The sequence below is a fragment of the Shinella sp. R2-11 genome (assembly GCF_055330205.1).
Map to the genome: position 1 here is coordinate 147335 of NZ_JBVAPC010000006.1, position 25866 is coordinate 173200.

26 protein-coding genes are annotated in these 25866 nt (G+C 66.2%); 10 read left to right on the top strand and 16 right to left on the bottom strand.

The features are described from left to right. Positions 1–197: 197 nt before the first annotated feature. From ACZ1A1_RS16565 to ACZ1A1_RS16595, 7 genes are all read right to left on the bottom strand, one after another. Positions 198–947, bottom strand: coding sequence for an RES family NAD+ phosphorylase (locus ACZ1A1_RS16565; protein WP_463620747.1), 750 nt, complete (start codon positions 945–947; stop codon positions 198–200). After that, the gene (locus tag ACZ1A1_RS16570) at positions 907–1284 is read right to left on the bottom strand and encodes an MbcA/ParS/Xre antitoxin family protein (RefSeq protein ID WP_119258167.1); all 378 of its coding nucleotides are present in this window, start codon (positions 1282–1284) and stop codon (positions 907–909) included. The genes ACZ1A1_RS16565 and ACZ1A1_RS16570 overlap by 41 nt, the downstream gene beginning before the upstream one ends. A gap of 67 nt (positions 1285–1351) precedes the next feature. Further along, positions 1352–2737 (bottom strand): multicopper oxidase family protein, encoded by a 1386-nt coding sequence (locus tag ACZ1A1_RS16575; protein WP_463620748.1) that lies wholly within the window; start codon positions 2735–2737, stop codon positions 1352–1354. A 97-nt stretch (positions 2738–2834) separates the two neighbouring features. Next, positions 2835–4076: an MFS transporter gene (locus ACZ1A1_RS16580; protein ID WP_415212994.1), complete on the bottom strand. Its 1242-nt coding sequence runs from the start codon at positions 4074–4076 to the stop codon at positions 2835–2837. Between the two features lie 249 nt (positions 4077–4325). Further along, positions 4326–4703, bottom strand: coding sequence for a response regulator (locus ACZ1A1_RS16585; protein ID WP_162911478.1), 378 nt, complete (start codon positions 4701–4703; stop codon positions 4326–4328). A 1-nt stretch (position 4704) separates the two neighbouring features. Continuing rightward, positions 4705–6624 (bottom strand): sensor histidine kinase, encoded by a 1920-nt coding sequence (locus ACZ1A1_RS16590; protein WP_463620749.1) that lies wholly within the window; start codon positions 6622–6624, stop codon positions 4705–4707. A 78-nt stretch (positions 6625–6702) separates the two neighbouring features. Beyond that, positions 6703–7194 carry a MarR family winged helix-turn-helix transcriptional regulator gene (locus tag ACZ1A1_RS16595; RefSeq protein ID WP_463620750.1) on the bottom strand — a complete coding sequence of 164 codons (492 nt, stop codon included), beginning with the start codon at positions 7192–7194 and terminating at the stop codon, positions 6703–6705. A 113-nt stretch (positions 7195–7307) separates the two neighbouring features. Here ACZ1A1_RS16595 and ACZ1A1_RS16600 point away from each other — a divergent pair, with 113 nt between their 5' ends. The 3 genes from ACZ1A1_RS16600 (at position 7308) to rnd (ending at position 9375) form a co-directional block, all read left to right on the top strand. Then, a complete protein-coding gene (locus tag ACZ1A1_RS16600; protein WP_313194061.1) occupies positions 7308–7730 on the top strand; it encodes an organic hydroperoxide resistance protein in 423 nt (140 codons plus the stop codon). A 144-nt stretch (positions 7731–7874) separates the two neighbouring features. Beyond that, entirely contained in the window at positions 7875–8051 is a 177-nt protein-coding gene (locus ACZ1A1_RS16605; protein ID WP_463620751.1) for a hypothetical protein, read from the top strand. A gap of 178 nt (positions 8052–8229) precedes the next feature. Next, complete coding sequence (rnd, locus tag ACZ1A1_RS16610) at positions 8230–9375, top strand: ribonuclease D (protein WP_415212999.1); 1146 nt, start codon at positions 8230–8232, stop codon at positions 9373–9375. Here rnd and ACZ1A1_RS16615 read toward each other — a convergent pair. The 3 genes from ACZ1A1_RS16615 to ACZ1A1_RS16625 all read right to left on the bottom strand — a co-directional run bounded on the left by ACZ1A1_RS16615 (position 9372) and on the right by ACZ1A1_RS16625 (position 10538). Further along, positions 9372–9830 (bottom strand): DUF2442 domain-containing protein, encoded by a 459-nt coding sequence (locus ACZ1A1_RS16615; RefSeq protein WP_463620752.1) that lies wholly within the window; start codon positions 9828–9830, stop codon positions 9372–9374. The genes rnd and ACZ1A1_RS16615 overlap by 4 nt on opposite strands. After that, positions 9820–10050, bottom strand: a complete 231-nt coding sequence (locus ACZ1A1_RS16620) for a DUF4160 domain-containing protein (RefSeq protein ID WP_463620753.1) — start codon at positions 10048–10050, stop codon at positions 9820–9822. Before ACZ1A1_RS16620 ends, ACZ1A1_RS16615 begins: the two co-directional genes overlap by 11 nt. Before the next feature lie 80 nt (positions 10051–10130). Then, positions 10131–10538 carry a DUF2000 family protein gene (locus ACZ1A1_RS16625; protein ID WP_463620754.1) on the bottom strand — a complete coding sequence of 136 codons (408 nt, stop codon included), beginning with the start codon at positions 10536–10538 and terminating at the stop codon, positions 10131–10133. Here ACZ1A1_RS16625 and ACZ1A1_RS16630 point away from each other — a divergent pair. Beyond that, positions 10537–11439 (top strand): AraC family transcriptional regulator, encoded by a 903-nt coding sequence (locus ACZ1A1_RS16630; RefSeq protein ID WP_463620755.1) that lies wholly within the window; start codon positions 10537–10539, stop codon positions 11437–11439. The genes ACZ1A1_RS16625 and ACZ1A1_RS16630 overlap by 2 nt on opposite strands. 110 nt (positions 11440–11549) lie before the next feature. Further along, positions 11550–12908 (top strand): esterase-like activity of phytase family protein, encoded by a 1359-nt coding sequence (locus tag ACZ1A1_RS16635; protein WP_463620756.1) that lies wholly within the window; start codon positions 11550–11552, stop codon positions 12906–12908. Between the two features lie 213 nt (positions 12909–13121). Here ACZ1A1_RS16635 and ACZ1A1_RS16640 read toward each other — a convergent pair whose 3' ends face one another. The 5 genes from ACZ1A1_RS16640 to ACZ1A1_RS16660 all read right to left on the bottom strand — a co-directional run bounded on the left by ACZ1A1_RS16640 (position 13122) and on the right by ACZ1A1_RS16660 (position 19630). Continuing rightward, positions 13122–13706, bottom strand: a complete 585-nt coding sequence (locus ACZ1A1_RS16640; protein WP_463620757.1) for a DUF922 domain-containing Zn-dependent protease — start codon at positions 13704–13706, stop codon at positions 13122–13124. A 5-nt stretch (positions 13707–13711) separates the two neighbouring features. Beyond that, positions 13712–15232 (bottom strand): Ppx/GppA family phosphatase, encoded by a 1521-nt coding sequence (locus ACZ1A1_RS16645; RefSeq protein ID WP_463620758.1) that lies wholly within the window; start codon positions 15230–15232, stop codon positions 13712–13714. Between the two features lie 10 nt (positions 15233–15242). Continuing rightward, a complete protein-coding gene (locus ACZ1A1_RS16650; protein WP_463620759.1) occupies positions 15243–17456 on the bottom strand; it encodes an RNA degradosome polyphosphate kinase in 2214 nt (737 codons plus the stop codon). A 324-nt stretch (positions 17457–17780) separates the two neighbouring features. Beyond that, positions 17781–18476: a DnaA regulatory inactivator HdaA gene (gene hdaA, locus ACZ1A1_RS16655; RefSeq protein WP_313194053.1), complete on the bottom strand. Its 696-nt coding sequence runs from the start codon at positions 18474–18476 to the stop codon at positions 17781–17783. A 32-nt stretch (positions 18477–18508) separates the two neighbouring features. Further along, positions 18509–19630, bottom strand: coding sequence for an AI-2E family transporter (locus ACZ1A1_RS16660; RefSeq protein WP_463620760.1), 1122 nt, complete (start codon positions 19628–19630; stop codon positions 18509–18511). A 682-nt stretch (positions 19631–20312) separates the two neighbouring features. Here ACZ1A1_RS16660 and minC point away from each other — a divergent pair. The 5 genes from minC (at position 20313) to ACZ1A1_RS16685 (ending at position 24937) form a co-directional block, all read left to right on the top strand. After that, complete coding sequence (gene minC, locus ACZ1A1_RS16665; protein WP_463620761.1) at positions 20313–21074, top strand: septum site-determining protein MinC; 762 nt, start codon at positions 20313–20315, stop codon at positions 21072–21074. Positions 21075–21100: 26 nt separating this feature from the next. Next, on the top strand, positions 21101–21916 hold the full coding sequence (minD, locus tag ACZ1A1_RS16670; protein WP_313194051.1) for a septum site-determining protein MinD: 816 nt from the start codon (positions 21101–21103) through the stop codon (positions 21914–21916). Then, positions 21913–22176, top strand: coding sequence for a cell division topological specificity factor MinE (gene minE / locus ACZ1A1_RS16675; RefSeq protein ID WP_119258150.1), 264 nt, complete (start codon positions 21913–21915; stop codon positions 22174–22176). The genes minD and minE overlap by 4 nt, the downstream gene beginning before the upstream one ends. Before the next feature lie 130 nt (positions 22177–22306). Further along, positions 22307–22492: a hypothetical protein gene (locus ACZ1A1_RS16680; RefSeq protein WP_415212982.1), complete on the top strand. Its 186-nt coding sequence runs from the start codon at positions 22307–22309 to the stop codon at positions 22490–22492. 315 nt (positions 22493–22807) lie between these two features. Beyond that, on the top strand, positions 22808–24937 hold the full coding sequence (locus ACZ1A1_RS16685; RefSeq protein ID WP_463620762.1) for a right-handed parallel beta-helix repeat-containing protein: 2130 nt from the start codon (positions 22808–22810) through the stop codon (positions 24935–24937). 52 nt (positions 24938–24989) lie between these two features. Here the strand turns inward: ACZ1A1_RS16685 and ACZ1A1_RS16690 are convergent, their stop codons facing one another. Further along, complete coding sequence (locus ACZ1A1_RS16690) at positions 24990–25853, bottom strand: DMT family transporter (protein ID WP_463620763.1); 864 nt, start codon at positions 25851–25853, stop codon at positions 24990–24992. Between the last annotated feature and the right edge of the window lie 13 nt (positions 25854–25866).

The window sequence follows — 25866 nt, forward strand, 5'->3', positions numbered from 1 at the left end:
CCGGGGCGTGGATGGTCGGATCAAGCACGACCATGACGACGGCGGAGGTATGACGGCCCGACTATGACGACGGAGTGGGCGTCCGGGATGGGCAAGTCTGCCTGCAACTTGAACGTCGCGTCCCGCCGGCAAGCCAAGCCGCGCCTTTCGCAGGAAAGCCGGGCGGCACGTCTCGCATCAAAGCGGCGATGCCCGCTTCACCCGATACGCGGATCCCCGCGAAAATCCTCGCGGGAAAAGCCGATGCGCCTTGGCGGGTGGTCGCAGAGGGCCTGCACGCCGAGGGGGGAGAGGCGGATGCGCCAGGTCTGGCGCTCCACCGGCCGCGGCTCGGCGAAGCCGGCGGCCGTCAGGAGGGCCATGTTGGTGCCGGCGGCGGGATCGCGCACCGAGCGGTAGAGGATGGCGGCGATGCCGCCCTGCCGCGCGCCGTCGGCCAGCGACTGGCAGGCGGCGTAGTCGGTCGGGTGCGTCCAGTGCGCGGCGTCGCGGTCGAGCGGCGGCAGGGTGAGGTCGATGGCGCTTTCCGTCGCGACGGCGGCGCGGAAGGCGGTGTAGTCGGCGGCGTTGCCCGGCAGCGGCGTTGCCGGCGATTCGGCAAAGAACAGCAGGCGGTAGAAGGCCATTTCGGCAAGCGCCGTCTCCACCGTCAGCGCCGCGTAGTAGACGCCAAGCGTGCGCCCCGCCCGGCGGAAGCGCGAGCCGTGCGGATAGACGGCGCCGTAGCGGAAGGGCGTGGCCAGCAGATAGTCGAGCCCGGCGCATTCGGGCGGCAGGACCGGCTTGCTCTCCTCCAGAAGGTCTTCGAGAAGCGCCTGCTCGTCCATCGTATCGACGAGCTTCAGGGTCGAGACGCGGTGCTGCGCCTCGACGAACCGCCAGACGCCGCCCTTGAAAGGCCGCGCCTCAGACGAGAGCGCGGCGGGCGTCCAGATAGGCAAGGACATCGACAAGGCCGGCAATGGAGACGATGCGGTCGACGGGGCGGGCGCCGAGCACGGTGTTGTCCGCCGTCATCCAGGCGCGGGCGACGCGCTCGTCGCCGCCGGTGATGGCATCGAGCGAGCGGAAGAGGCGCACGAGCAGCACGGCAAGCTCGAAGGGCTTGGTGCCGCGCTCCAAGAGCACGTCCTGCCGCTTCAGCCGCGAGACCGTCGCCTCCGAAACGCCGATGACCGCCGAGAGGATGCGTGCCGTCAGCCCCAGCCCGTCCGCCGCGCGCACGGTCGCCTTGGTGAGCACGGTGCCTTCGGCATTGGCTTGCAAGAGGGGTTTGCGCTGCATGGGGCGATCTCCTTTCATGGGAAACAATATAGGCTTTATATTTCCCATGACAAGATGCGATCTTGCCTCACGCCACCCGGACGTAGCTCGTCATGCCGGTCTTCTGGTGCTCGATGATGTGGCAATGGAACACCCAGTCGCCGGGATTGTCGGCGACGAGGGCGAGCTGCACCTTCTCGTCCGGCAGGATGAGGTAGGTATCGGTGAAATGCGGGCGGACGGCCTGCTTGTTGGAGTTCATCGGCCGGAAGGCGAGACCGTGCAGGTGCAGCGGGTGGACCTGCGGCGTCGGGTTCTCGACGTTGAAGACATAGGTCCGGCCCGTCTTCATCTCGGCGAGCGGGGCGGTCGGGTCGCCCGTGTCGTCCGCCCACGGCACCTTGTTGATGGCCCAGAAATTGTAGCCGAGCGAGCCGCAGATGCCGTCCTTCGGCCGCTCCTCCGCCGAGGCGCTGAGGATGAAGGGAAGCTGCGTGGCGGCGGACAGATCGGGCTCGGCCATGGGATTGGCGGCCAGCGCCGGCAGGTCCCGAATATCCCGCTTCAGCGAGGCGCCGGTGGCGCGGAATGTGGCGAGCGTGGCCGGCTTCGTGCCGCGCAGGTCCTTGAGGGCCGCGACCGCGCCTTCGCCGTCCGGCATGCGCAGCACGAGATCGAGGCGCTGGCCGGGGCCGACCAGCAGGTGATCGGGCGCGAAGCGCTCGGCCACGGGATTGCCGTCGGCGGCAATGACCTCGGCCTTAGCCCCCTCGACGGCGAGGGCGAGGATGCGGGTGACGTCGGTGGCGGCAAGGCGCAGGCGCACGAGGCCGCCGGCCGGCGCATCATATTGCGGCTCCCGGCGCCAGTTGGCGGTGCGTACGGTGCCGAAGGTGCCGGTGCGGGCGGCATCGCGCGGGCGGAACTGGGCGATGAACTGCCCGTCGCCGCCGAGCCGCCAGTCGCGAAGGTTCAGCACGATCTCGGCGTCGAAGACCGGATCGGCCGGGTCCTCCACGACGACGAGGCCGGCGAGGCCGCGGCCCATCTGCTCCAGCGTGTTGCAATGGGGGTGATACCAGAAGGTGCCGGCATCGGGCGGGGTGAAGGCATAGTCGAAGCCGTCGCCGCCATAGACATAGGGCTGCGTGAGGAAGGGCACGCCGTCCATCCGGTTGTCGATGCGAAGGCCGTGCCAGTGGATCGTCGTCGGCTCGTCCAACTGGTTGTCGAGGCGCAGGTTGAAGAGTTCGCCGCGGCGCATGCGCAGCACCGGCGGGATCTCCGTCTCGCCATAGGTCATGGCGCCCTTCGTCGGGCCCTTGTCGGTGATCAGCGCCTCGGTGCGGCGGGCGACGAGCGGCATGGCGGCCTTCGCGCTGGCAATGCCGCCGAAATACCCGGCAAGGCCGAGCCCGCCGGCATAGGCCCCGGCGGCAAGAGTGCTCTTCAACAGCGTGCGGCGTGTCAGCATGGCGGTCCCTCCGGGTATGTGACCCGTTTCTAAACCTGAGGACGGCGCTCATCAATAAGCCCGCCGCGACCAGATTGCCGCAGGCCGTTGTTGGGGTCTAGGGCCTACCGTTGCGGTCCTTCTCGGGCGCGGCGAGCTTGTTGAAGAAGAAGGAGGTGCGCAGCAGGGTGCGGAAGCGGCTGCGCCGCTCCCCGGCCGGCACGGCGGGACGCGCGGTCATGCGCAGCGCCGTATAGGCCATGAAGGCGACGAGCACGACGGCGGTATAGAGGAAGAGCGCCTGCGGCCCGAGGAACTGCAGGAGGACGGAGGCGAAGAGCGGCCCGATGATCGCCCCGCAGGACCAGAAGAACAGCATGCCGGCCGAGACCAGCGCATGCTCGCCCTCGCCCGCATGGTCGTTGGCATGGGCCGAGCACAGCGAATAGAGCGGCATGGCGAAGGCGCCGAAGACGAAGATGCCGACGAGATTCTTCCATTCGTCGCCGCCGGCGAAGAGGGCAAGATACAGCGCGGCGAATGTCGAGCCGAGCGTGGCGAAGACGATGACGAGGCGCCGGTCGAGCCGATCGGAATAGATGCCGAGCGGATATTGCAGCACGACGCCGCCGACGATGCCGGCGCTCATGAAGCTGGCGATCGCCGTCACCGACAGGCCGATATCGTGGGCGTAGATCGGCCCGAGATTGCGGAAGGCCGCATTGGTGAGGCCGACGACGATGCAGCCGACGGTGGCGAGCGGCGAGATGTTCCACAGCTTCTTCACATCGAAGCGGATCGCCTCCGGCACGGTGGGGCTGGAGCGGTCGGCGAGCGAGATCGGCACCAGCGAGAGCGAGAGTGCCATGGCGATGATGGCGAAAATCTCGAAGCCGCCGACGCCGACGCCGGGGATGACATATTGCGCCGCCGTGACCGAGCCGAGATCGACGAGGCGGTAGACGGAGAGCGTGCGCGCCCGGTTGGCATTGGTGACGGCGGCGTTCAGCCAGCTTTCGACCGTGGCGAAAAGGCTGGCGAAGCAGACGCCGGCGACGAGGCGCATCAGGAACCAGAAGACCGGATCGATGACCAGCACCATGGCGATGGCCGAGGCCGAGGCGATGGCCGCCATGGCCGAGAAGGTGCGGATATGGCCGATGGCGCGCAGGACGCGCGTCACATAGATGCAGCCGATGGCGAAGCCGATGGAATAGCCCGCGCCGACGAAGCCGATGACGGAGGTGGAAAAGCCCTCGTCGGACGCCCGCAGCGCGATGAACGTGCCCTGCAGCCCGTTGCCCCCGATCAGGATGCCTGCGGTCACGAGAAGGGGAATCAGCGGGCGAATCGTGGACATGCGGCCACTATGGCGAAGGTTTTGCGGAAAGGGAGAGGGAAAGCGGCGGGGGATGCGGAAATTGTATGCGATTGCCGTTTCGCCCCCTCATCCGCCTGCCGGCACCTTCTCCTTGGCTGCGGGGCGAAGGGGGTATGCCGCGCCGAAACAATAACGGTTCGTGGGGCACGTCCCCTCTCCCCGCTTGCGGGGAGAGGGTTAGGGTGAAGGGCCAATCCTTGCTCCGGCCTCCGGAGCAAGGCACATCCCTCACCCCTCCAGCAAATCCGTCATGACCCGCAGATGGTCGGCCGCCAGGGGCTTTTCGAAATAGCTCTTCACGAAGCTGTACTGCAGAGCGCGCTCGCGGTCCTTGCCGAGATGGGAGCTGGTGAGCATGGCGACGACGGGGGCGTGGACCTCGAACTCCTCGGCATAGCGGTCGAGGAACTCGAAGCCGTTCATCACGGGCATGTTGATGTCGAGGATGATGGCGTCGGGCGTTTCAACGCGCAGCGCGTCCAGCGCCTCCGTGCCGTCGAAGGCCTTGGTGACGCGGATCGACGGATCGAACTTGCGGATCGTGTATTCGCAGATGAACTGGTCGTTCTCGTCATCGTCGACGACGAGAATGGAGGTGATCTTCATTCTATTCCCCATCGGGCAGTTCCACGATGAAGCGGCTGCCCTTATCCCTTGCTTCGTAAAGTGCGGTCCCGCCGAGGGATTCCGCGGTCTTCTTCAAAATGTAGAGGCCGAGCCCGCTGCCGAAGGAGCGGTTCGGGTGCAGCCGTTTGAACATCTGGAACAACAAATGGCGGCTGGCGGGCGGAACGCCCAGGCCGTTGTCCTCCACCGACAGCCGCAGCCTGCCGGCATAGCGGAAGGCGCGGATATCGATCGCCGGCTCGGCTTCCTTCGGATCGTGGTACTTGACCGCGTTGGACAGCATGTTGCCGACGACGACCTGGAATTTCGACGGCTTGCTGACGATTGTCAATTCTGGCGGCACATGATTTTCGATGCGGATGCGCCGGACGTCGTCGAGATGCGACAGGGCATCGACCGCCTCGCTAACGAGCGCGCGCAGGCCCACCGGCCGGTCCTCCTCTTCCAGGAGGCGGGTGCGCGTGACGGTGATGATGTTCTGGATCAGGTGGTCGAGGCGGCGGAAATTGCCTTCCATGCGCTGGAGCATCTCGCCGAGCCCGGCCATGTCGCCCTCCGCCATCATCTCGCGCGAAATGCCGAGCAGGCCGAGCGAGGAGGCGATCGGCGAGCGCAGGTCGTGCGAGGTGCGGTAGGCGAATTCCTCCAGCTCGGCATTCGCCTCGATCAGCGCCTGCTCGTTCGCCTTGCGCTCGGAAATGTCGCGCACGATGCCGCTGTAGATGGTCGCACCGTTCAGCTCCACCCGCGCGACGGCAAGGTCGAGCGGGAAGACCGTGCCGTCGCGGCGCCGGCCCTCCACCTCGCGGCCGATGCCGATGACCTTCGCCTCGCCGGTGCGGCGGTAGCCGGAAAGATAGCCGTCGTGCTCGCCGTGATAGGGCTCGGGCATCAGCATCTTCACGTTCCGCCCGACCATCTCCTCCGGCGCATAGCCGAAGATGCGCGTGCAGGCGGCGTTGACGGAAAGGACGATGCCGCGCTCGTCGATGGTGACGATGCCGTCCACCGCATTGTCGATGATGGCGGCAAGGCGGGCGCGGCTTTCGGCAAGCTCGCCGGCCATGCGGCGCGCCCGGCGCGAGGAGATGTAGAGATGGGCGATCAGCGCGCTGTAGAGCGCGCCGGAAATCAGCACGAGCGAGGACAGCGTCGAGCGGGCGGTGCTGTCGCTGCTGGAGAAGGTGATGCCGAAGGCCTTCTCGTAGCGCGCCAGCTCGTAATAGGTCATGGCGAGCAGCAGGAGATAGGTGCCGAGGCCGAGCGCCCCGGCCAGCGCGATCCGGTGGTAGCCGGCCGTCTGCGTACCCACGAAGACCAGCACGAGGCCGAGCGCGACGAAGCAGCTCGCGCTCTGGAAGGACATGCGCGTATAGCGCACCCAGTCATGGGCGAAATCGAGCGCGATGGCATAGCCGATCAGCGCGGCCGCCGCGATGATGACGCAGGCCATGCCGAGCGCCACCTGCAGCGCCCCGCTCCTGCCCTGCAGCGCGCGCTGCAGGAAGGCAAGGCTCGCCAGCATGAAGCACAGCGCGGTATTGGGCGCGATGCGACCGGGCCGGCTGGTGCCGATATCGACGAAGGGCCAGTCGAGCAGCGTGTCGATGCCCGTGTCGATGCCGAAGAGGTGCTGGGCGAGCGCGAGCGCGCCGTAGACGAAGACCATGAGGAAGAGCGCGGCCGGAAGGCGCCGGAAACCGCGGCCGGCCAGAAGCACGGCGGCCCCCATGGCGGCGAAGGCGAGCGCCGCATTGAACTTCATGCCGAACAGAGCGGGATAGCGCGCGGCGAGCGCCGCCGGCTCGGCCAGCCACAGCGTCAACATGACGACACCGACCGCGACGCACCAAAGGCCCGCCGCGACACTCGCCTTCTGCCAGGACCCCTGCCCGTTCACCCCTGCCCCCTTGGCGCTTCCGGCGCCGCGCGGACCTTAGCCCGAAGGCCTTGCAGGGTGAAGAGGCGAAAACCTGCCCTATGCCGCGTCGTCGCGCCTGTCCGCGCCTTCGAGCCGCCCGGCCAGCGCCTGCAACTCGACCGTAAGCGATTGCAGCGCCTCGATGGAACAGCCCGTCGCCTTGCCGATCGCCATGCGGATGGCGACGGCGTCGCGCTGCATGGCTCGGCCCTTGTCGGTGAGGGTGACGAGAACCTGCCGCTCGTCGGCCTTGTCGCGGGCGCGGTTGATGTAGCCCGCCGCCTCCAGACGCTTGAGCAGCGGCGAGAGCGTGCCGGAATCGAGCCCCAGCTTCTCGCCGAGCGCCTTGACCGTGCGGCCATCCTCCTCCCACAGCGTCATCAGCGCGATATATTGCGGATAGGTGAGGCCATAGGGATCGAGCAGCGGCTTGTAGGTGCGGTTGAGCGCATGGGCCGCGGAATAGACGGCGAAACAGAGCTGCTGGTCGAGGGCCAGCATGCCCGGCGCAATGTCGTTCGTCTCAGCTTCGTCATGTTTGTCGCTCATGCTGCCATTCTCGCATAAACGGCCGAAATTGCAATTTGCAAAATTATATTGCGCACAATCTAATTGTGCGCTATCAAGCATCCACCATCAACGACGACAGGAAGGAGACAACCATGCCCATTCTCTACAGGACCAAGGCTTCCGCAACCGGCGGCCGCGCCGGCCATGGCGCAACGGAAGACGGCACCGTCGACGTGACGCTGACCGTGCCGAAGGAACTCGGCGGCGACGGCGCGTCCGGCGCGAACCCGGAAAAGCTCTTCGCGGTCGGCTATTCGGCCTGCTTCCTCGGCGCGCTGAAATTCGTCGCCGGCAAGGAAAAGGTGAAGATCCCGGACGACGCCAGGGTCACCGCGACGGTCGGCATCGGCCCGCGCGAGGACGGCGGCGGCTTCGGCATCGAGGCGGCGCTCGAAGTCTCCGCCCCCGGCGTCGACAAGGCCGTGCTGGAGGACCTCATAAAGAAGGCCCACGTCGTCTGCCCCTACAGCCACGCCACCCGCGGCAATCTCGACGTCAAGACCACGGTCGCCTGACGCTTCCCTGCCCCGACCGGAACGAAAGGCCGTCCGCCCCGCGGGCGGCCTTTCTGTTCCCGGGGGAACAGCGGACGGCGGCGCGCCATGGGATATTCGGATCACCGGATGAGAGAGGCTCATCCCACCGATCATGAGAGACCCATGCGCAAGATCATCGTTTCCGCCGCCATCGCAGCCATCGCCGCCGTTTCCTTCGCCGCTCCCTCGCAGGCCGGCTACTACGGCTACGGCCACAAGCCGCATTGCTTCGTCAAGAAGGTGAAGTCCTACGACTACTACGGCAACGTCATCATCAAGAAGTTCAAGGTCTGCAAGTAAGTCCCGCGTATGCTGACCTTCGAAAGGGCCCGGATGTGCCTGCATCCGGGCCTTTCGCGCGTAACCGCTCTTGCCGCGCCGCCGCCGGCGCAAGTTTTTGATTGTGGCAAAAGGGTGGAACGTCTAAAGCTGCCCGATCAAAAATTTCAAGAAAAGCCCGCCAGAGCCGCCTATGCAGATCATCGAGACAACCGCAGCCCTTCGCGACGCCTGTGAGACGCTCGCCCGTTCCGAGTATCTGACGATCGACACGGAGTTCCTGCGGGAGACGACGTTCTGGCCGGAGCTCTGCCTCATCCAGCTCGCCGGCCCCGAGACCGAGGTGATCGTCGATCCGCTCGCCAAGGGCCTCGACCTCCAGCCGTTCTTCGAGCTGATGGCCAATCCCGCCGTGCTCAAGGTCTTCCACGCCGCGCGGCAGGACATCGAGATCATCTTCAACCGCGGCGGGCTGATCCCGCATCCGATCTTCGACACGCAGGTCGCCGCCATGGTCTGCGGCTTCGGCGACAGCGTCTCCTACGACCAGCTCGTGCAGAAGATCAAGGGCGTGCATATCGACAAGTCCTCGCGCTTCACCGACTGGAGCCGCCGCCCGCTCACCGAAAAGCAGCTCGAATATGCGCTCGCCGACGTCACGCATCTGCGCGACGTCTATCTGGCGCTCAAGGAGAAGCTGGAAAGCGCCGGCCGCTCGCTGTGGCTGACCGAGGAAATGGCGGTGCTGGAATCGCGCGATACCTACGACCTGCATCCGGACGACGCCTGGCGGCGCCTCAAGATGCGCGTCAAGAAGCCGATGGAGCTGGCCGTCCTGCAGAAGGTCGCCGCCTGGCGCGAGCGCGAGGCGCGCGGGCGCAACGTGCCGCGCTCGCGCATCCTCAAGGACGACACGATCTACGAGATCGCCCAACAGCAGCCCGCCGACGCCGAGGCGCTGGCGCGTCTTCGCACCATTCCCAAGGGCTGGGAGCGCTCGCAATCGGGCGCCGCCCTGCTCGAGGCCATCGGCGAGGCGCTCGCCATCCCCAAGGCCGACCTGCCGCGCCTGCCGCGCCAGAACCACGTGCCGGAGGGCGCGGCCGCCGCCAGCGAGATGCTGAAGGTGCTCCTGAAGATCGTCGCGGAAAAGCAGGGCGTCGCCGCCAAGATCATCGCCAATTCCGACGACCTCGAAAAGATCGCCGTCGATGGCGAAGCCGCCGACGTCGCCGCCCTCCACGGCTGGCGCCGCGACCTCTTCGGCGACACCGCCCTCAACCTCATCGGCGGCAAGGTGGCCTTGCGCTTCGTCGACCGCAAGATCGAGGCGGTGGAGCTTTAAACCCTGCGCCGCGCGTGCTCGACAAGGTAGCGAGTCGCAAGACCGATATGCCGCGGGATCGGCTTGTCCTTGCGGTAGGAGGCAACGAGGCGGCGCGAGACTTCGAGCGCGGCCGCCATGCCATCCAGCGACATGCCGAGCTGGTCCATCGCCGCCCTGAAATCCGCATTCTCGAAATCGTCGGATGGCAGCGCCTCGATCCAGACCGCCGAGCATTCGAGGTCGTCCCCCGGCCAGACCAACGCATCCCCCTCCTCGCTGACGGCGAGCACGCGGAAGAGCGCATCGTCCTGCCGAAGCGGGATGAAGATGCGCCGGCTTTCCAGCATCGGGCCGAGATCGACCACCTTGCTCGCCCCGTCACGCCAGACAACGCGCACGCGCCGGCCATCAAGCGCCTCGGCTTTCACGATACGCGGCAAAGGCCGGCCGACGGAAATGATGTCATCGTTCATTGAGGCGGTGCCACTCACGTTCCAGCAACTCTCTGTTTTCCAAGGCCCAGCAGCATGCCAGATCATAGGACCGGCGGTCGATCGAGCCTGCCAGAACCGCAAGATCGGCAATCCGCACCAGCGCTTCATGTTCCGGCGTCAGGATGTGGAAATGCGGCGGTTTATGGTCGTCGGCGAACATGCGGATCTTCAGGTTTCCGAACATGAAGAGTGTCGGCACATCCAACTCCAGCGATAAAATAGTGCACTCGGCGCACTAAATCAACGATATAGTGCGCCGAGTGCACTTCCTTATCCAGCCTAGGCGTGCAGCTTCGCCCCCTTCGTGATCCGGTCGACGGTCTTCCTGTCGGCGTGGAGGGCAATGCCGACGATTTTTGCGTCGTCCGGGCCGAACTTTTCGAAGACGGCGCGGTTGGCGGCGTCGTGGCCGGTGGCGAACATTTCCTCGATATAGACGGAGGCCGGCACCTCGCGCTCCAGCGCGCGGGCGTGGATCTTCGCGAGGGTCGCGCCGTCTGCCGCCAGAACGATGACGGGCTGGATGCTCAGCGCGTTATAGACATTGCCGTGCGCATCGCGGTAGGCTTCGCCGATCAGCTCCGGCTTCCGGCCGATGATGCCGCCGGACAGGAAGGCGGTGACGTTGAGCTTCTGCCACACCTCCAGATCCTCGCGCAGCACCACGGCGAACTTGGTATCGAACATGCAGGTATTCTCCCGGGAAAAGGCCGCGGACCATTCCGCGGCCAATGCGATAGCAGGCGCGCTCGAAGGTCCGCTTGAACGTTCGTGCGAGGAGAAGGACCGCATCGTCGTCGCGCCGGAGCTTGCCGGCATCGAGCGCATCGAGGCGCGCTTCCGCGGCAAGGGGTTCGAGCCGCATCGGCACGATACCTATGCGCTCGGCGTCACCATGGCCGGCATCCAGACCTTCCGCTATCGCGGCGAGGCGCGTTTCAGCCCGCCCGGCAACGTGATCGTGCTGCATCCCGACGAGCTGCACGACGGCGGCGCTGGCACCGAGGAAGGCCTCACCTACCGCATGATCTACATCCCGCCGGAGCGCTTCCTGCCGGCGACGGCCGGGCGCGGGCGGACGCTGCCCTTCGTCGCCGCGCCCGTCGTCGACGATCCGCGCCTTGCGGGCCTGCTGCTCGACGCCATCGGCAGCATGGACAAGGCGATCGAGCCGCTGAAGCTGGACGAGATCGTCGGGGAGATCGCGAGCGCCCTCCTCGACCATGCCGGGGCGCCGCAGGCGCGGGCGGGACGGCTGGCGCGGCCGGAAGTGCAGCGGGCCTGCGATTTCCTGCGCGGGAACCTTTCCCGGCAGGTCGGCTCCGCGGAGCTGGAAGCGGTGACGGGGCTCGACCGTTTCGCGCTTTCCCGCCAGTTCCGCCAGCTCCTCGGCACCAGCCCGCACCGCTATCTCGTCATGCGGCGGCTGGAGCGGGCGAAAGCGCTGATCACGGCCGGCGAGACCATCGCGGAAGCGGCCTTCGCCAGCGGCTTTTCCGACCAGGCACATCTCAACCGGCACTTCAAGAAGGCGCTCGGCATGACGCCCGGGCGCTTCGCGGCGCTTGCCGCCGGACACCGGAACTGATCCACAACCCCGTCACGAAAGCGATACCCAACTGTCAAGCCGCGGTCATGCGCGACGCCTATCAAGCGGCGTCGCCTTGCCGACCCGTTTGCAAACCCATGGGGATTTTCATGACCAGGCACCTTTTCGCCACCGCCGCGCTTGCGCTGCTGACGTCCACCGCAACCTTCGCCGCGGAGAAGGAATTTCCGGCCACGCTGAAGGCTCACGCGATCCTTCCGGCCAACACGATCCTCGCCGCGCCGGCCGATGCCGCCGACTACCTGAAGACCTCCGGCAAGTTCACCACGCCCGACCGCAAGCGCACCGAGGCCCTCGGCAGCATCATGGGCAAGGACGGCGTGCGCGAGACCGGCCTTTCGCTGCCCTTCGACGGCCAGCCGATGCAGGGCTTCTCCGGCATAAAGGCCATGGAGGACGGCACGTTCTGGACGCTCTCGGACAACGGCTTCGGCAACAAGCTGAATTCGACCGACGCCATGCTGATGATCCATCATGTGCGCTTCGACTGGGACAAGGGCACGATGGAGCCGATCAAGACCGTCTTCCTTTCCGATCCCGACAGGAAGGCGCCCTTCCCGATCGTCATGGAAGGCGCGGCGACGCGCTACCTCACGGGCGGCGACTTCGACGTCGAATCCATCCAGCCGGTGACGGACGGTTTCTGGATCGGCGAGGAATTCGGCCCCTATATCCTGAAATTCGACCTCGACGGCAAGCTGACGGATGTCATCGCCACCGAAGTCGACGGCAAGCCGGTGACCTCGCCGGACAACCCGACGCTTGCCGTGCAGGCCGACCCCTCCAAGAAAATGCCGGACTTCAACCTCAAGCGCTCCGGCGGCTATGAGGGCCTTGCCCTGTCGAAGGACGGCGCGAAGCTCTATGGCCTGCTCGAAGGCCCGATCTGGCTCGACGGCGAGAGCGTCGAACAGGCCGACGGCCGCCCGGCGCTGCGCATCATCGAGCTCGACGTCGCCTCCAAGGCATGGACGGGCCGGAGCTGGCTCTATCCGCTCTCGGAAGGGGGCGAGGCGATCGGCGACTTCAACATGCTGGACGCGACGACCGCCCTCGTGATCGAGCGCGACAACGGCGTCGGCACCGCCGACAAGGCCTGCGCCGATCCGAAGGACCCGAAGCCGGATTGCTTCGCCCCCGCCTCGAAGGTCAAGCGCATCTACAAGATCGCCATGACCGACGAGAATGCCGGCAAGGCCGTGCGCAAGATCGGCTATATCGACCTCCTCAAGATCACCGACCCCGACAACAGGAAGCGCCAGGGCGGCGGCGATGGCTTCTACGACATGCCCTTCGTCACCATCGAGAATGTCGACCGCGTGGACGAGACGCATATCATCGTCGGCAACGACAACAACCTGCCCTTCTCCGCCGGCCGCGCGCTGGACAAGGCGGACGACAACGAGTTCGTGCTGCTGGAGGTGGGTGAGTTCCTGAAGGCCGAATAACCGGAGAGCGGGCCGCATCCTCCTTCTCCCCGCCCGCGGGGAGAAGGTACCGGCAGGCGGATGAGGGGCTGCACCCTCTCATCCGCTCGACGGAAAAACGTCTTGCGCGACTGCCCCTCATCCCGCTGCCGCGACCTTCTCCCCGCAGGCGGGGAGAAGGGGCAGGAGGCGCCGCCGTCTTCTGCAAGTGACGATCGGGAAGGCGATTTTCCGCTACCGCGGATCGACCAGCCGCAGGATCAACTGGTGCACGTTCCCGCCCTCGCTCATCTCGGCCTGGTCGAAATCGCGGCTGCGGGCGCGCTGGGCATTGGAGAGTTCGCCGAGGCGGGTCTGCAATTGCGGGCGGATCTTCTGGCAATCCGGGTCGTTCTCGACCGTCATGCCGACGCTCATCGCCTCGATCTCCCTCACCATGTCCCGGATGAAATCGCCATGCACCTTCTCATGGGCGGTGACGCCGGCGAGGAAGGTGTCCCAGCGGGTTTTCATCGGCTCGGCGAGTTTGGTTTTCAGCTTGGGCAGCGTATAGGTGATGATGAGCTTCGGCCGGTTGACGGTGATCACGCAGGCATTGCCCTTGCGTTCGTATTTGCGCGTCCAGGTGAGCTTGAAGCCGGTATGGGCGATGACGCGGGCGACGCCGAGCTTCGGGCCGCGCTCGCCGATGGAGCGGTAGATCTCAAGGCCCGTCGCGCCCTCGACCGTATAGGGCTCCACCCGCTCGACCGCCTGCCAGTCCTGCGCCATGGCGCTTGCAGCGAAAAGGAAACCAGCGAGGAAGGGGACGATCCGCATGGATATCACAGGTACTTGAAGGCGAGCTTCCTGCCGGTCAGGCGGGCGAGCTGCTGCAGGCGGCCGTCGAGCCGTTCGCCGGCAAGCTCGGCATAGTCCGGCGGCACGACGAGTTCGAGGTCGATATCCGCCTGCGCCGCCTTACGGAAGGCAAGGCGCGGCACGACGCCGGGCATGGAGGCCGAGAAGAGGTAGACGACGCGCAGCAGGCCGCCGACGAGCTTGGCAAGCTCGCGCAGGCGCGGCGTCGCGACGGCCGCGAGCGAGCTGCTCACCGCATCGTCGTTCAGCCCTTCGAAGCGGTAGTAGTTGGTGAGCGCGATGAAGGCGCGGCCGGGATGGGTGATGCCGATGAAGGTGCCGTGCGCGATGAGGTTCAGCGCCTGCAAGCCGCGATAATCGGGATGGGCGCGCCAGCTTATATCCGCCAAGAGGCAGGCGGCCTCGCGGTAGCGCCGCTCCTCGTCCGTCTCGGTGATGCCGAAGAGCGGCATCATGCGGCCGGTCCATTCGGCAAGCTCGCGGGCATGCTCGGGCGAGCGCGCGCGCAGGATGGCAAGCTCGCCCGCGGCGGCGAGCAGCGGATCGCGCGCCTTCTCGCGCTCGGGCAGCAGCGAATAGAGATAGCCCTCGCGCACGCCCTGCGCGGAGAAGAAGACCCGCGAGGGCTTCATGATGGCGATCGCCTCCTGCATGGCGACGGCGCCGAAGGGCAGGAGGTTGCGGCGGTTCTTGGAGATCGTGGCATAGGCCGCGTCCTTGGGATCCTTGGCCGTGACGATATCCGTCAGGAAATCCATGGCATCGGAAAAGCCGAGCTCGTAACCCTGGATCATGTGCAGCGGATAGTTGCGCACTTCCATGTTCAGCGTGCCGATGGCGCGCCATGTGCCGCCGACGGCATAGAAGGCGCGGCCCGCGCCGTTCTTGAGGAGATTGGCGGTGCGAAGATACTTGCGCGCGACGATGCGGGCCTGGGCGGGCGAGCCGCCGGAGGCTTCCGACAGGCGGATGCCGCCGAGCGGCAGGGTGACGCCCTTGCCGATCATGCCGCCGGCGACATCGATCAGCTCCAGCGAGCCGCCGCCGAGGTCGCCGACGATGCCGTCGGTGTCATGGAAGCCGCTGACGATGCCGAGGGCGGAGAAATAGGCCTCCTCCTCGCCCGTCAGAACGCGCACTTTCTGGCCGAGGATCATCTCGGCCTGGTGGATGAAATCAGGGCCGTTCTCCGCCTCGCGCGCGGCGGCGGTCGCCAGCGCGAACATGGTGGAGGCGCGGGCCTGCCTCGAAAGAGCCTTGAAACGGTGCAGAGCTGCCAGCGCCCGGTCGACGCTCGCCTGGTCCATGCGGCCGGTCCTGGCGAGGCCCCGGCCGAGGCCGCACATGACCTTCTCGTTGAAGAGAATGGCCGGCGAACGGCTCATGCCCTCGTAGACCACCAGGCGAATCGAGTTGGAACCGATATCCACGACCGACACCGGGGCAATTCCAGGCAAACGCCCCTGGGCTTCAGATTCGACCATGCATATCCAGTTACTTCTTGCGCCGGCCTTGCCAGCCCGCGATCGCCTTCGGTGCGGAGGACTTCAGGGCTTCGCCCCGGCCGGACAGGCTGGGGTTGGTCATGAAGTAGTGCTGAGCGTTGAACGGCTCGGCGCCGGGCTGCACTTCCATGCGCCGGGACGTTCCGTCCGCAAGGATCTCGTAGCTCTGCTGGTTATCGATCAGATTGCCCAGCATGATCTGCGAGAGGACCTGCTCATGCACCGTCCGGTTGATCAGAGGCACGAGTGTCTCGACCCGCCGGTCCAGGTTGCGCGGCATCATGTCCGCCGAGCCTATATAGACCAGCGCCTTGTCCGATGGAAGCCCGTGGCCGTTGCCGAAGCAGAAGATGCGGGAATGCTCCAGGAAGCGGCCGACGATGGACTTGACGCGGATATTGTCGGAAAGCCCCGGAACCTGCGGGCGCAGGCAGCAGATGCCGCGCACGACGAGGTCCACCTCCACACCCGCCTGGCTGGCGCGATAGAGCGCGTCGATGATCTCGGGATCGACCAGCGAGTTCATCTTCATCCAGATCGCCGCCGGCGCGCCGTTCTTCGCATGCGCGATCTCCTCGTCGATGTGACGCAGGATGCGCGGGCGTAGCGTATAGGGCGAGAAGGCGAGCTTCATGCCGGCCTCCGGCTCGCCGTAGCCGGTGATGAAGTTGAAGATGTTCGCCATGTCGCTGGCAATGGTCGGGTTGCAGGTGAAGAAGGACAGGTCCGTGTAGATCTTCGCCGTGACCGGGTGGTAGTTGCCCGTGCCGAGGTGGCAGTAGGTGCGAAGCCTGCCCTCCTCGCGGCGTACGACCATCGACATCTTGGCGTGGGTCTTCAGTTCGATGAAGCCGAAGACGACCTGCACGCCGGCGCGCTCCAGATCGCGCGCCCAGCGGATGTTGGCCTCCTCGTCGAAGCGGGCCTTGAGTTCGACGAGCGCCGTCACGGACTTACCGGCCTCGGCGGCGTCGATCAGCGCGCGCACGATGGGGCTGTCGTTGGAGGTGCGGTAGAGCGTCTGCTTTATCGCCAGGACGTCAGGATCGCGCGCAGCCTGGAGAAGGAACTGGACCACCACGTCGAAGCTTTCGTAGGGGTGGTGGACGACCATGTCCTTTTCGCGGATGGCGGCGAGGCAGTCTCCGGCGTGCTCTCGGACGCGTTCGGGAAATCGGGCATTGTAGGGCTCGAACCTCAGGTCGTCGCGCGGCGCCTTGGCGATCTCCGACAGCGTGTTGAGGGCGAGGAGGCCCGGCAGGACGGCAACGCGGTTGTCCGGCACGTTCAGCTCGCCGACGACGAAGCGGCGCAGCGATTCCGGCATTTCCGAGTCGGTCTCGATGCGGATCACCGAGCCGCGGCGGCGGCGCTTCAGCGCCGTCTCGAAGAAGCGCACGAGGTCTTCCGCCTCTTCCTCCACTTCGATATCGCTGTCGCGGATGATGCGGAACGTGCCCGAGCCGCGCACGATATAGCCCGGGAAGAGCTTGCCGATGAAGAGGCCGACGGCATCCTCCAGCGTGATGTAGCGGATCGCGCCGCCGGAATCCGGCAGGCGGATGAAGCGGTCGAGCGCGACGGGCAGGCGCAGGAGCGCCGTCATCGGCTCCTTGCCCATCGTGCTTTCGAGCTGGAGGCCGATGGAGAAGCCAAGGTTGGGGATGAAGGGGAACGGGTGCGCCGGATCGATGGAAAGCGGCGTCAACACCGGGAAGATCGACTGGATGAATTCCTGTTGCAGCCAGACCCTGTCGTCGCTGGAAAGCGCCGTCGGGCGGACGATGAGGATGTCTTCCTTGGCGAGATACTGCTGGAGCACGGCGAGCGAGGCCTGCTGCTCCATCTGGAGGTTGTCGATCTCTTTCAGGATATCGTCGAGCTGCTCGGCCGAGGTCTTGCCGTCCGGGCTGCGGATGCCGACGCCCTGGCGCACCTGCCCTTCGAGGCCAGCGACGCGCACCATGAAGAACTCGTCGAGGTTGGCGGCCGAGATGGAGAGGAACCGCACGCGCTCCAGGAGCGGATGGGCGGTGTTCAGCGTTTCTTCCAGGACGCGGCGGTTGAACTGGAGCCAGGAGAATTCGCGGTTGATGAAACGCTCGGGGCTCGCCATCAGCGCTTCGATATCGACGGAAGCGCCATCGGGGCGCGCGCCCTCGGCGGGCTTTTCCTGAGAAAGATCGGAAGTCGCTGTATCCATTGGATGTTCCGCCCGGTTGGCCACCTGTTCGACGCAGCTTCGAACGGGAAACGATTTATGCTTTTCCACGAAGCGCTTAGCGCAGTTTGACGACAGAACTGTGACAGTCAATCGGGGGCGGTGGAATTCGGGGGACAATCGTGTGTGGAGCTTTGCCCCTCACCCTAGCCCTCTCCCCGCAAGCGGGGAGAGGGGACGTGCCCCACGCAGCGTTGAAAGTTTGGGAAACCAGTGCGGCATATCCCCTTCTCCCCGCCTGCGGGTGGCCGGCAGGCCGGATGAGGGGCCCAGTCTTCGCAGGCCTTCGCACACTCCTGCCCCGACCTATTCCTCGAAATCCCCGCTGCCCACCATTTCACCCAGCACCTCCTGCGCCAGCGTCCGCGTGATACGGCTGCCGCGGGCGAGCGCGAGGCGGTCGAGCCGTTCCACCAGCGTCTGCGCGGCCTCCAGCGAGCGCTCCATGCGCGCCACGATATAGGCCACCAGCTTCTCGTCGACGAAGAGCTGGCGGTCGGCGAAGAGTTTCACGATGACCTGTGAGAGCAGTTCGTCGTCCGGCTCGCCGATCTCCACCACCGTCGCCGCCTTGAGGCGCGAGCGCAGGTCCGGCAGGTCGACCGGCCAGGACATCGGCCAGAGCCGGCTGGTGATGAGCAGCGTGTGGCCGTGCTGGCGCACATTGTTGATGACGTGGAAGAGCGTGCGGTCGTCGAAGCCCTTGCGGTCGGCATCCTCGATGAGCACGGGCCCGCGCTCGGCCGCCGCTTCCGCCCCCCTGCCCGGCTCCGGCTCGATCAGCGCCGCGCCGGCCTTCTCGCGCCAGATCGCGGCGAGGTGCGACTTGCCCGAGCCGATCGGCCCGGCGATGATGACGACGGGCGCCGGCCAGTGCGGCCAGGCGTCGATCATCGCGACGGCCGCATCGACGGGCTCGGCGACGAGCAGGTCGTCGCGGCCCGTGGCGGGATCGTGCCCGAAGGCCAGCGGCAACTGTTCGGCTGTCTTGCGCGACGTCATGGACATTACTCGGTACTCTGAACTCTTGCCGCCTATTCGTCTTCCGGCGTGCTCTCTTCGAGAAAGATGGGCTTGCTGCTGCCGTAATAGAGGTCGCTGTCAAGGTAGCGCCTGAGGCCGAAGCGGACAAGCACGCCCACGGCGGCGGCCGCCGGCACCGCGATCATCAGCCCGACGAAGCCGAAGAGCGCGCCGAAGGCGACGAGCGCGAACATCAGCCAGACCGGATGCAGTCCGACGCGCGAGCCGACGAGCTTCGGCTGGAGGATGTTGCCCTCGATGAACTGGCCGGAGAAGAAGATGACGGCGACGAGCACGACCATCCAGTAATCCGGCCAGAACTGCACGACGGCGACGCCGATGGCGAGCACCAGCCCGACCAGCGAGCCGACATAGGGTATGAAGCTGATGAGGCCGGCGAAAAGGCCGATCAGCAGGCCGAAATTGAGGCCGGCGAAGGAAAGGCCGATGCCGTAATAGAGGCCGAGGATGATGCAGATGGAGCCCTGCCCGCGCACGAAGCCGGCGATCGCCGCATCCATCTCCGAAGCGATCTGGCGGACATTGTCGACATAGTCGCGCGGCACCCAGCTATCCACCTTGGCGATCATGCGGTCCCAGTCGAGCAGGAGATAGAAGGCGACGACGGGGGTGACCACCAGCAGCGAGACGATGTTGACCAGCGCCATGCCGGAATTCCAGAGCTGCTTGAACACCGTGCCGAGGAAACCGGCGCCCTCGGCGAGGATGGAGGAGAAGCTCTGCTTGATCGTGCCCATCTGGCTGCTGATCCATTTGGGCAAGAGGTCGGGATTGAAGCTCGCCACCAGTTCCTGGAGTTGCGTGACGTAGCCCGGCAGCTTTTCGAGGAAATCGGCGGCCTGGGTCGCCAGCAGCGGGATGACGATCATCAGCGACAGCGCGAAGAGCACGACGAAGGTGATGAGGATCACCACCGTCGCCATCATGCGGGACAGGCCGATGCGCTCCAGCCGATCCGCCACCGGATCGAGGAAATAGGCGAGCGCCATGCCGGCGATGAAGGGCAGCAGGATATCGGAGAAGACGAGCAGGAAGAGGACGAAGCAAACGAGCGCGATGAGCCAGAACACCGCCTGCCGCTTCAGTCCCGCGCCGCTGATATGGGCTGCCATCGTGCTTTATCCCGTGTTCCGCCACTGTCTGGAGACGAGATAGGATGCGGGCCCGAGAAAGGTCAAGGCTCGGCGGGCAACGGGAGCGCTGCGTTTTCGTGCGGGAAGTGGCTTATTCGGCCTGCCTGCGGCTCTTCCCGAAGGGAAACGGGCCGCGCCGTTTTCCCCCGTTTCCACATGGGCGGGCGGCACGCTTCCACCCGCATGGCCATCTCCTATGGAATGCGACGTTGCCCCCTCTTCCCTTCTCCCATCGGGGAGAAGGTGGCCCGAAGGGTCGGATGAGGGGGCGCGGGACGGAAAGACTTTTCCTTCTTGCCTTCGGCATCCCCCTCATCCGCCTGCCGGCACCTTCTCCCCGCTGGGGAGAAGGGAGATGGAGAGACGCCTTCCTCTCATATGATAGCCCGTCGCCTGTGGGGAGAACGGATGAAATGCCATGCGCCAGCCGCCAACCAGTCCGAATCTCCCACCGAATCAACCCACCTCGCCTCCCCTGCCAAGCCCCTTTTCCACCCGCACCGGGCGCGAAGAATATGGCACGTCTACCTCCACGTTTCCTTCGCCCGCGATATTCCCGCCCGCGCCGCCGGGAAGGCATGCCTCGCGCCAGCCTGACCTGCAAATTAACCCTTTGTTAACCATTTCACCGCTACACCGGAGCTACCGAAAATTAACCAAGATGACTGACGTGTTAACTCAACCCCGGCCGATCCGCCTCAAGGGGCGGTCCTTCCTTGCGCTTGCGCTGACCCCGGAGCTGCCCTTTGCGGACTGGCTGCGGCGGCTCGACGACCTCGCCGCCCGTTCGGCCGGCTTCTTCCTTCGCCGGCCGGTGGTGCTGGACGTCGAGGGACTGGATATCGACCGGGCGGAGCTGCGCGAGCTGGTCGACCAGCTCAATGCGCGCAACGTGCGCGTCATGGGCATCGAGGGCGCGCGCTCGTCCCTCCTCGGCCCCGACATGCCGCCGGCCATGACCGATGGACGCCCGGCGGCCGACATCGAGGCGCCGGAGAGCGGGCCGGCGGAGCCGGTGGAAGCGGCAGAGCCGGTGGAAGCGGCAGAGCCGGTCAGGAATGCTGCGCCCGTCGCCGCGACGCCGGTCCAGACGACGCCGTCGCTGGTCGTCTCGCGGCCGGTGCGCTCGGGCCAGTCGATCTTCTTCCCGGAGGGGGACGTCACCATCATCGGCTCGGTGGCCTCCGGGGCGGAGATCGTCGCGGGCGGCTCCATCCACGTCTACGGCCCCCTGCGCGGCCGGGCGCTGGCGGGGTCCACCGGCAATGCCTCGGCGCGCATCTTCTGCCGCAAGCTGGAGGCGGAGCTGATCGCCATCGACGGGTTCTACAAGACGGCGGACGACATGGAGGCGGACCTGCGCGGCAAGCCCGGGCAGGTCTGGCTGGAAGGCGAAACAATCAAGGCCGCGACACTCGGCTGACGAAATCCAATGGACTGGAGACACATATGGGCAAGGTAATCGTTGTCACATCGGGCAAGGGCGGCGTCGGCAAGACGACGTCGTCGGCCGCCCTCGGCGCCGCGCTGGCGCAGAACGGCGAGAAGGTCGTCGTCGTGGACTTCGACGTCGGCCTGCGCAATCTCGACCTCGTCATGGGCGCCGAGCGCCGCGTCGTATACGACCTCGTCAACGTCATCCAGGGCGAGGCCAAGCTGACGCAGGCGCTGATCCGCGACAAGCGCCTGGAATCGCTCTACCTGCTGCCGGCCTCGCAGACCCGCGACAAGGACAACCTGACGCCGGAGGGCGTCGAGAAGGTCATCGCGGCCCTGAAGAACGCCTTCGACTGGGTGATCTGCGACAGCCCCGCCGGCATCGAGCGCGGCGCGACGCTCGCCATGCGCCATGCCGACGTCGCCATCGTCGTCACCAATCCGGAAGTCTCTTCCGTCCGCGACTCGGACCGCATCATCGGCCTTCTCGATTCCAAGACGCTGAAGGCGGAGAACGGCGAGCGCATCGAGAAGCACCTGCTGCTCACCCGCTACGACGCCTTGCGCGCCGAGCGCGGCGACATGCTGAAGGTCGACGACGTGCTGGAAATCCTCTCCATCCCGCTGCTCGGCATCATCCCGGAAAGCATGGACGTGCTGCGCGCCTCGAACGTCGGCGCGCCCGTGACGCTCGCCGACGGCCGCAGCGCCCCGGCGCTCGCCTATTTCGAGGCGACACGCCGCCTGAGAGGCGAGACCCTGCCCGTCACCATTCCCGGCGACAAGCGCAGCTTCCTCGGCAAGATCTTCGGAAGGAAAGCGGCATGAACCCGTTCCGTTTCTTCTCCCGCGGCCAGTCGGCCCCCGCGGCGCGCGAGCGCCTGCAGGTCCTGCTCGCCCATGAGCGGGCCTCCACCGGCGACTCGGACCTCGTCAACAAGCTGCGCGACGAAATCCTGAAGGCGATTTCCAAGCACATGCAGGTCGACGACGAGAAGGTCTCCATCAAGATGGAACGCGGCGCGCAGGTCTCGACGCTCGCCGTCGACATCGAGATCCCGTTCGACCCGACGAAGAAGGCGGCCTGACGGCCGCCCCTCGCGCCCGCGCATCCGGCGGATGCCGGGCACCGATCCCGCACCATCGAAGGACAGCGACCTCGCCACCGGCCCATCGGGGCCGACACCCCATTCAACTTCTACTCCAAGGGAGGATGTCATGACCCGTTTCGCACTTCTGGAAAGGCTGAAGGCAGTCCAGCAAATGCCCAAATATCGGGGACGCGACATCACCACCATCAGCGCCGTTCTCTCCAACCAGGCGCTGGAGCGCCATGTGGAGGTCTGCGAGCAGGCGGCCGGCGTGGCGGTTTCGCCCGAAGAGCAGCCCGCAAGGACGAACTGAGCCCCTTCGGGCCGATGTCGCAACTGCGCCATTTTGTCGCTTCTGAACGACCGCCCTTTCCGGCAGGAAGGGCGGTTGTCCTTTTTGCGACATGGTTAACGATTGGTTTTTCAACCTTTCGCAACCCTCCTCCCAAATCCTTTCCGGCACCGGCGGACCGCGCGACGGCCAATGCCGTCCGGACCTCGATATTTTTAAAGTTGACTCTTTAAGTCATGAATAATATCGCCGATCGCATCCGCGCTGCGGATTGTCGAACTGGAGATATTTATGAACATTGTTAAAGGGTTAGCCGGGCCGCTAGCAGCGGTGGCCGTGGGGGTCGCGCATGCCCATGCCACCGATATTCGTGGCTTCACCGAATTCGAAGGCCGCTGGCTCGGGGGCGAGGCGGCGGGCAATCTCGGCATCATGCTGCCGTTCCGCCTCGACGACGGCCAGGCCTTCTTCCTCGACCTCAGCGGGGCCTTCGTCGAAGGCGGCATCCGGCAGGGCTCGCTCGGCGCGGGCTACCGCTTCGGGACGCCGGGCCAGTGGACGTTCGGCGTCTACGGCTATTACGACTATCTCAGCTCCAGCTACGGCAACGATTTCCACCAGCTCTCCTTCGGGGCCGAGGCGCTCGGCCCGGTCTTCGAGACCCGCGCCAACATCTACCTGCCGCAGCACGGCAGCAAGGCGGCCGACGGGGCGGGCCGCGGCGTCATCAGCAACGGCGCGCTGAAATTCCGCGCCGGGCGCGAGGAAGGCCGCACGGGCGCGGATGCCGAAGTCGGCGTCAGGGTCCCCGGCATCTCGCCGGACGGAAACGCCGAGCTGAAGCTCTTCGCCGGAAGCTACTGGTACGACGGCCGCAATGTCAGCGACATGTTCGGCGCCAAGCTGCGCGCGGAACTCACCATCGCCAATGTCGCCGGCCTTCCTTCCGGCTCGACGCTCGCCTTCGGCGCAAGCGCCGCCTACGACAACGAGGACAAGCTGACCGGCGGCGTGATGGCGCGGCTTCGCATTCCGTTCGGCGCACCGGCGGGCGAAGCGGTCGATCCGTTCGACCCCATGACGCAGGCCGTGCGGCGCAATGCGGGCATCCGCACCGAGGTCGCCGCGAGCGGCGCGCTGGAAGACGCCGTCTTCGTCTTCAACGGGCAGACCGTCGATACCGTGCTGAACATTTCCGGCGCGAGCGGCGATGCCGCGGCCATCAACGCCCTCCTCGCCGGCGCCGGAACCGGTGCGCTGGTGCTGGCGGACGGCAATCTCGGCCTCGACGGCTCGCTGATGCTCGGCGAGGGCCAGGCCCTGCTCGGCGGCGGGGGAACACTGGCGCTGCGCGGCGCTTCGAGCAGGAGCGGCGGCATCTTCACCAACAGCGGGGCGGCGACGACGCTGACGGGCTACGATCCGGCGCAGGACGTCGTGACGATGGCCTCGAACAGCATGCTCTCCTCGCTTTCGGTCACCGGCGGGCTTGCCGGCATCGGCAGCACCGACACGGCCGGCCTCACCATCGACCGGGTCGACGTTTCGGCAACCGCGCAGGACGGCATCCGCCTGACGCGCGTCGACGGCGCGGTGATCGAGAACAGCGCCATCCACGACCTTTACATCTGCACCAACAACACGACCTGCGAATTCGCCGTCGGCGACCCGAACCGCGCGCCCTTTGCCGCGATCAGCGCCCATGGCACGAAGAACCTCACGGTCCGCGACACGGCGATCGACAACGTCACCTACGGCATCTTCGCCGGCAGCGCGATCGACGACAGCGACTGGCCGCCGGTGATCACCGACCTTGCCAGCAACATCACGATCGACAATGTGACGATCACCCGCTCGCGCCGCGAGGGCATCCTCCTCGTCGCGGCCGACGACGTGACCATGAACAGCGTGACGATCGACAACACGGAGCAGGACCGCGACATGGACCTCGTCGTGCTGCAGGGCACGTCGAATGTCAGGATCACCGACATGTCGCTGAAGGGCGGCATCAACGGCCTGATGCTCGTCACCGCCTCCACGCTGCCGGACGAGGCGCAGACGACGAATGTCAGCGTGGACGGCCTGAAGATCGACGGCACCACCAATGCCGGCATCTTCTTCAACCCGGTCTCCGGCATCGACCTGAAGAACGTGACGATCACCAATGCCGGCACCTACGGCATGTTCCTCTATGGCGACGAGTGGGGCTTCATGGGCGGCCCGGTCTCCGACATCACCTTCGAGAATGTGGTGATCGACAACGCCAGGACGGCCGGCCTCTACTTCATGGGGCCGACGGAAGACCTTTCCGGCAGCGTCACCGTCAGGAACACGCCGCGCGATTGCAAATCCGATCCGTCATGGAGCGGCGGCCTCAGCGGCTCGATCGACCAGCCCGGCGGCTCGGTCTTCATCGTGAACGGCAGGGAGATCGGCCCCGCCACCTTCGCCGCCCGTTGTGGCTGAAGCCGATGGCGCCTTCCCCGCGGCTCCGGCCGCGGGGAAGGCAGTGCCCATGCTAGCGGGCGAACTTCCGCGCGCCGGCCACGCAGAGCACGATGGTGAGCGTCGTGAAGACCATCAGCGGGCTCACCTTCTCGTGCAGCAGGCCGGCGGCGAGCAGCAGGCCGAAGAAGGGTTGCAGAAGCTGCAGCTGGCCGACCGCCGCGATGCCGCCGAGGGCAAGGCCGCGATACCAGAAGATGAAGCCGATCAGCATGCTGAACACCGAGACATAGGCGAGCCCCGCCCAGGCATCGCCGGCGATGCCGGCCCAGCTTTCGGGAAGCCGGAAGAGCCCGATCACCGCCATCGCCGGCAGCGACAGCACCAGCGCCCAGGAGATGACCTGCCAGCCGCCCAGCCGGCGCGACAGCGCCGCGCCCTCCGCATAGCCGAGGCCGCAGACGACGATGGCGGCGACCATCAGCAGGTCGCCGACAAGCGATACCTCCGCGCCGGAATTGAGCGCGAAGCCCACCACCGTCGCGCTGCCGAGAACGGAAAACAGCCAGAAGAGCGGCTTCGGCCGCTCCCCGCCGCGCAGCACGCCGAAAACGGCGGTGGAGAGCGGCAGGAGGCCGATGAAGACCATGGAATGCGCCGAGGTGATGTATTGCAGCGCGATCGCCGTCAAGAGCGGGAAGCCGACGACGACGCCGAGCGCGATGATGGCAAGCGAGAAGAGATCGTCCCGCGACGGCTTCGGCTGGCGCAGCGTAAAGAGCAGCGCGCCGCCGAGCAGCGCGGCGATGACCGCCCGCGCCGATGTCAGGAAGATCGGCGAAAAGCCGGATACCGCGATGCGCGTCGCCGGCAGCGATCCGCTGAAGATGATGACCCCGAGCAGCCCGCTGCCCCAACCGTCCGTCGCTGTTTTCATGATACCTCGCATT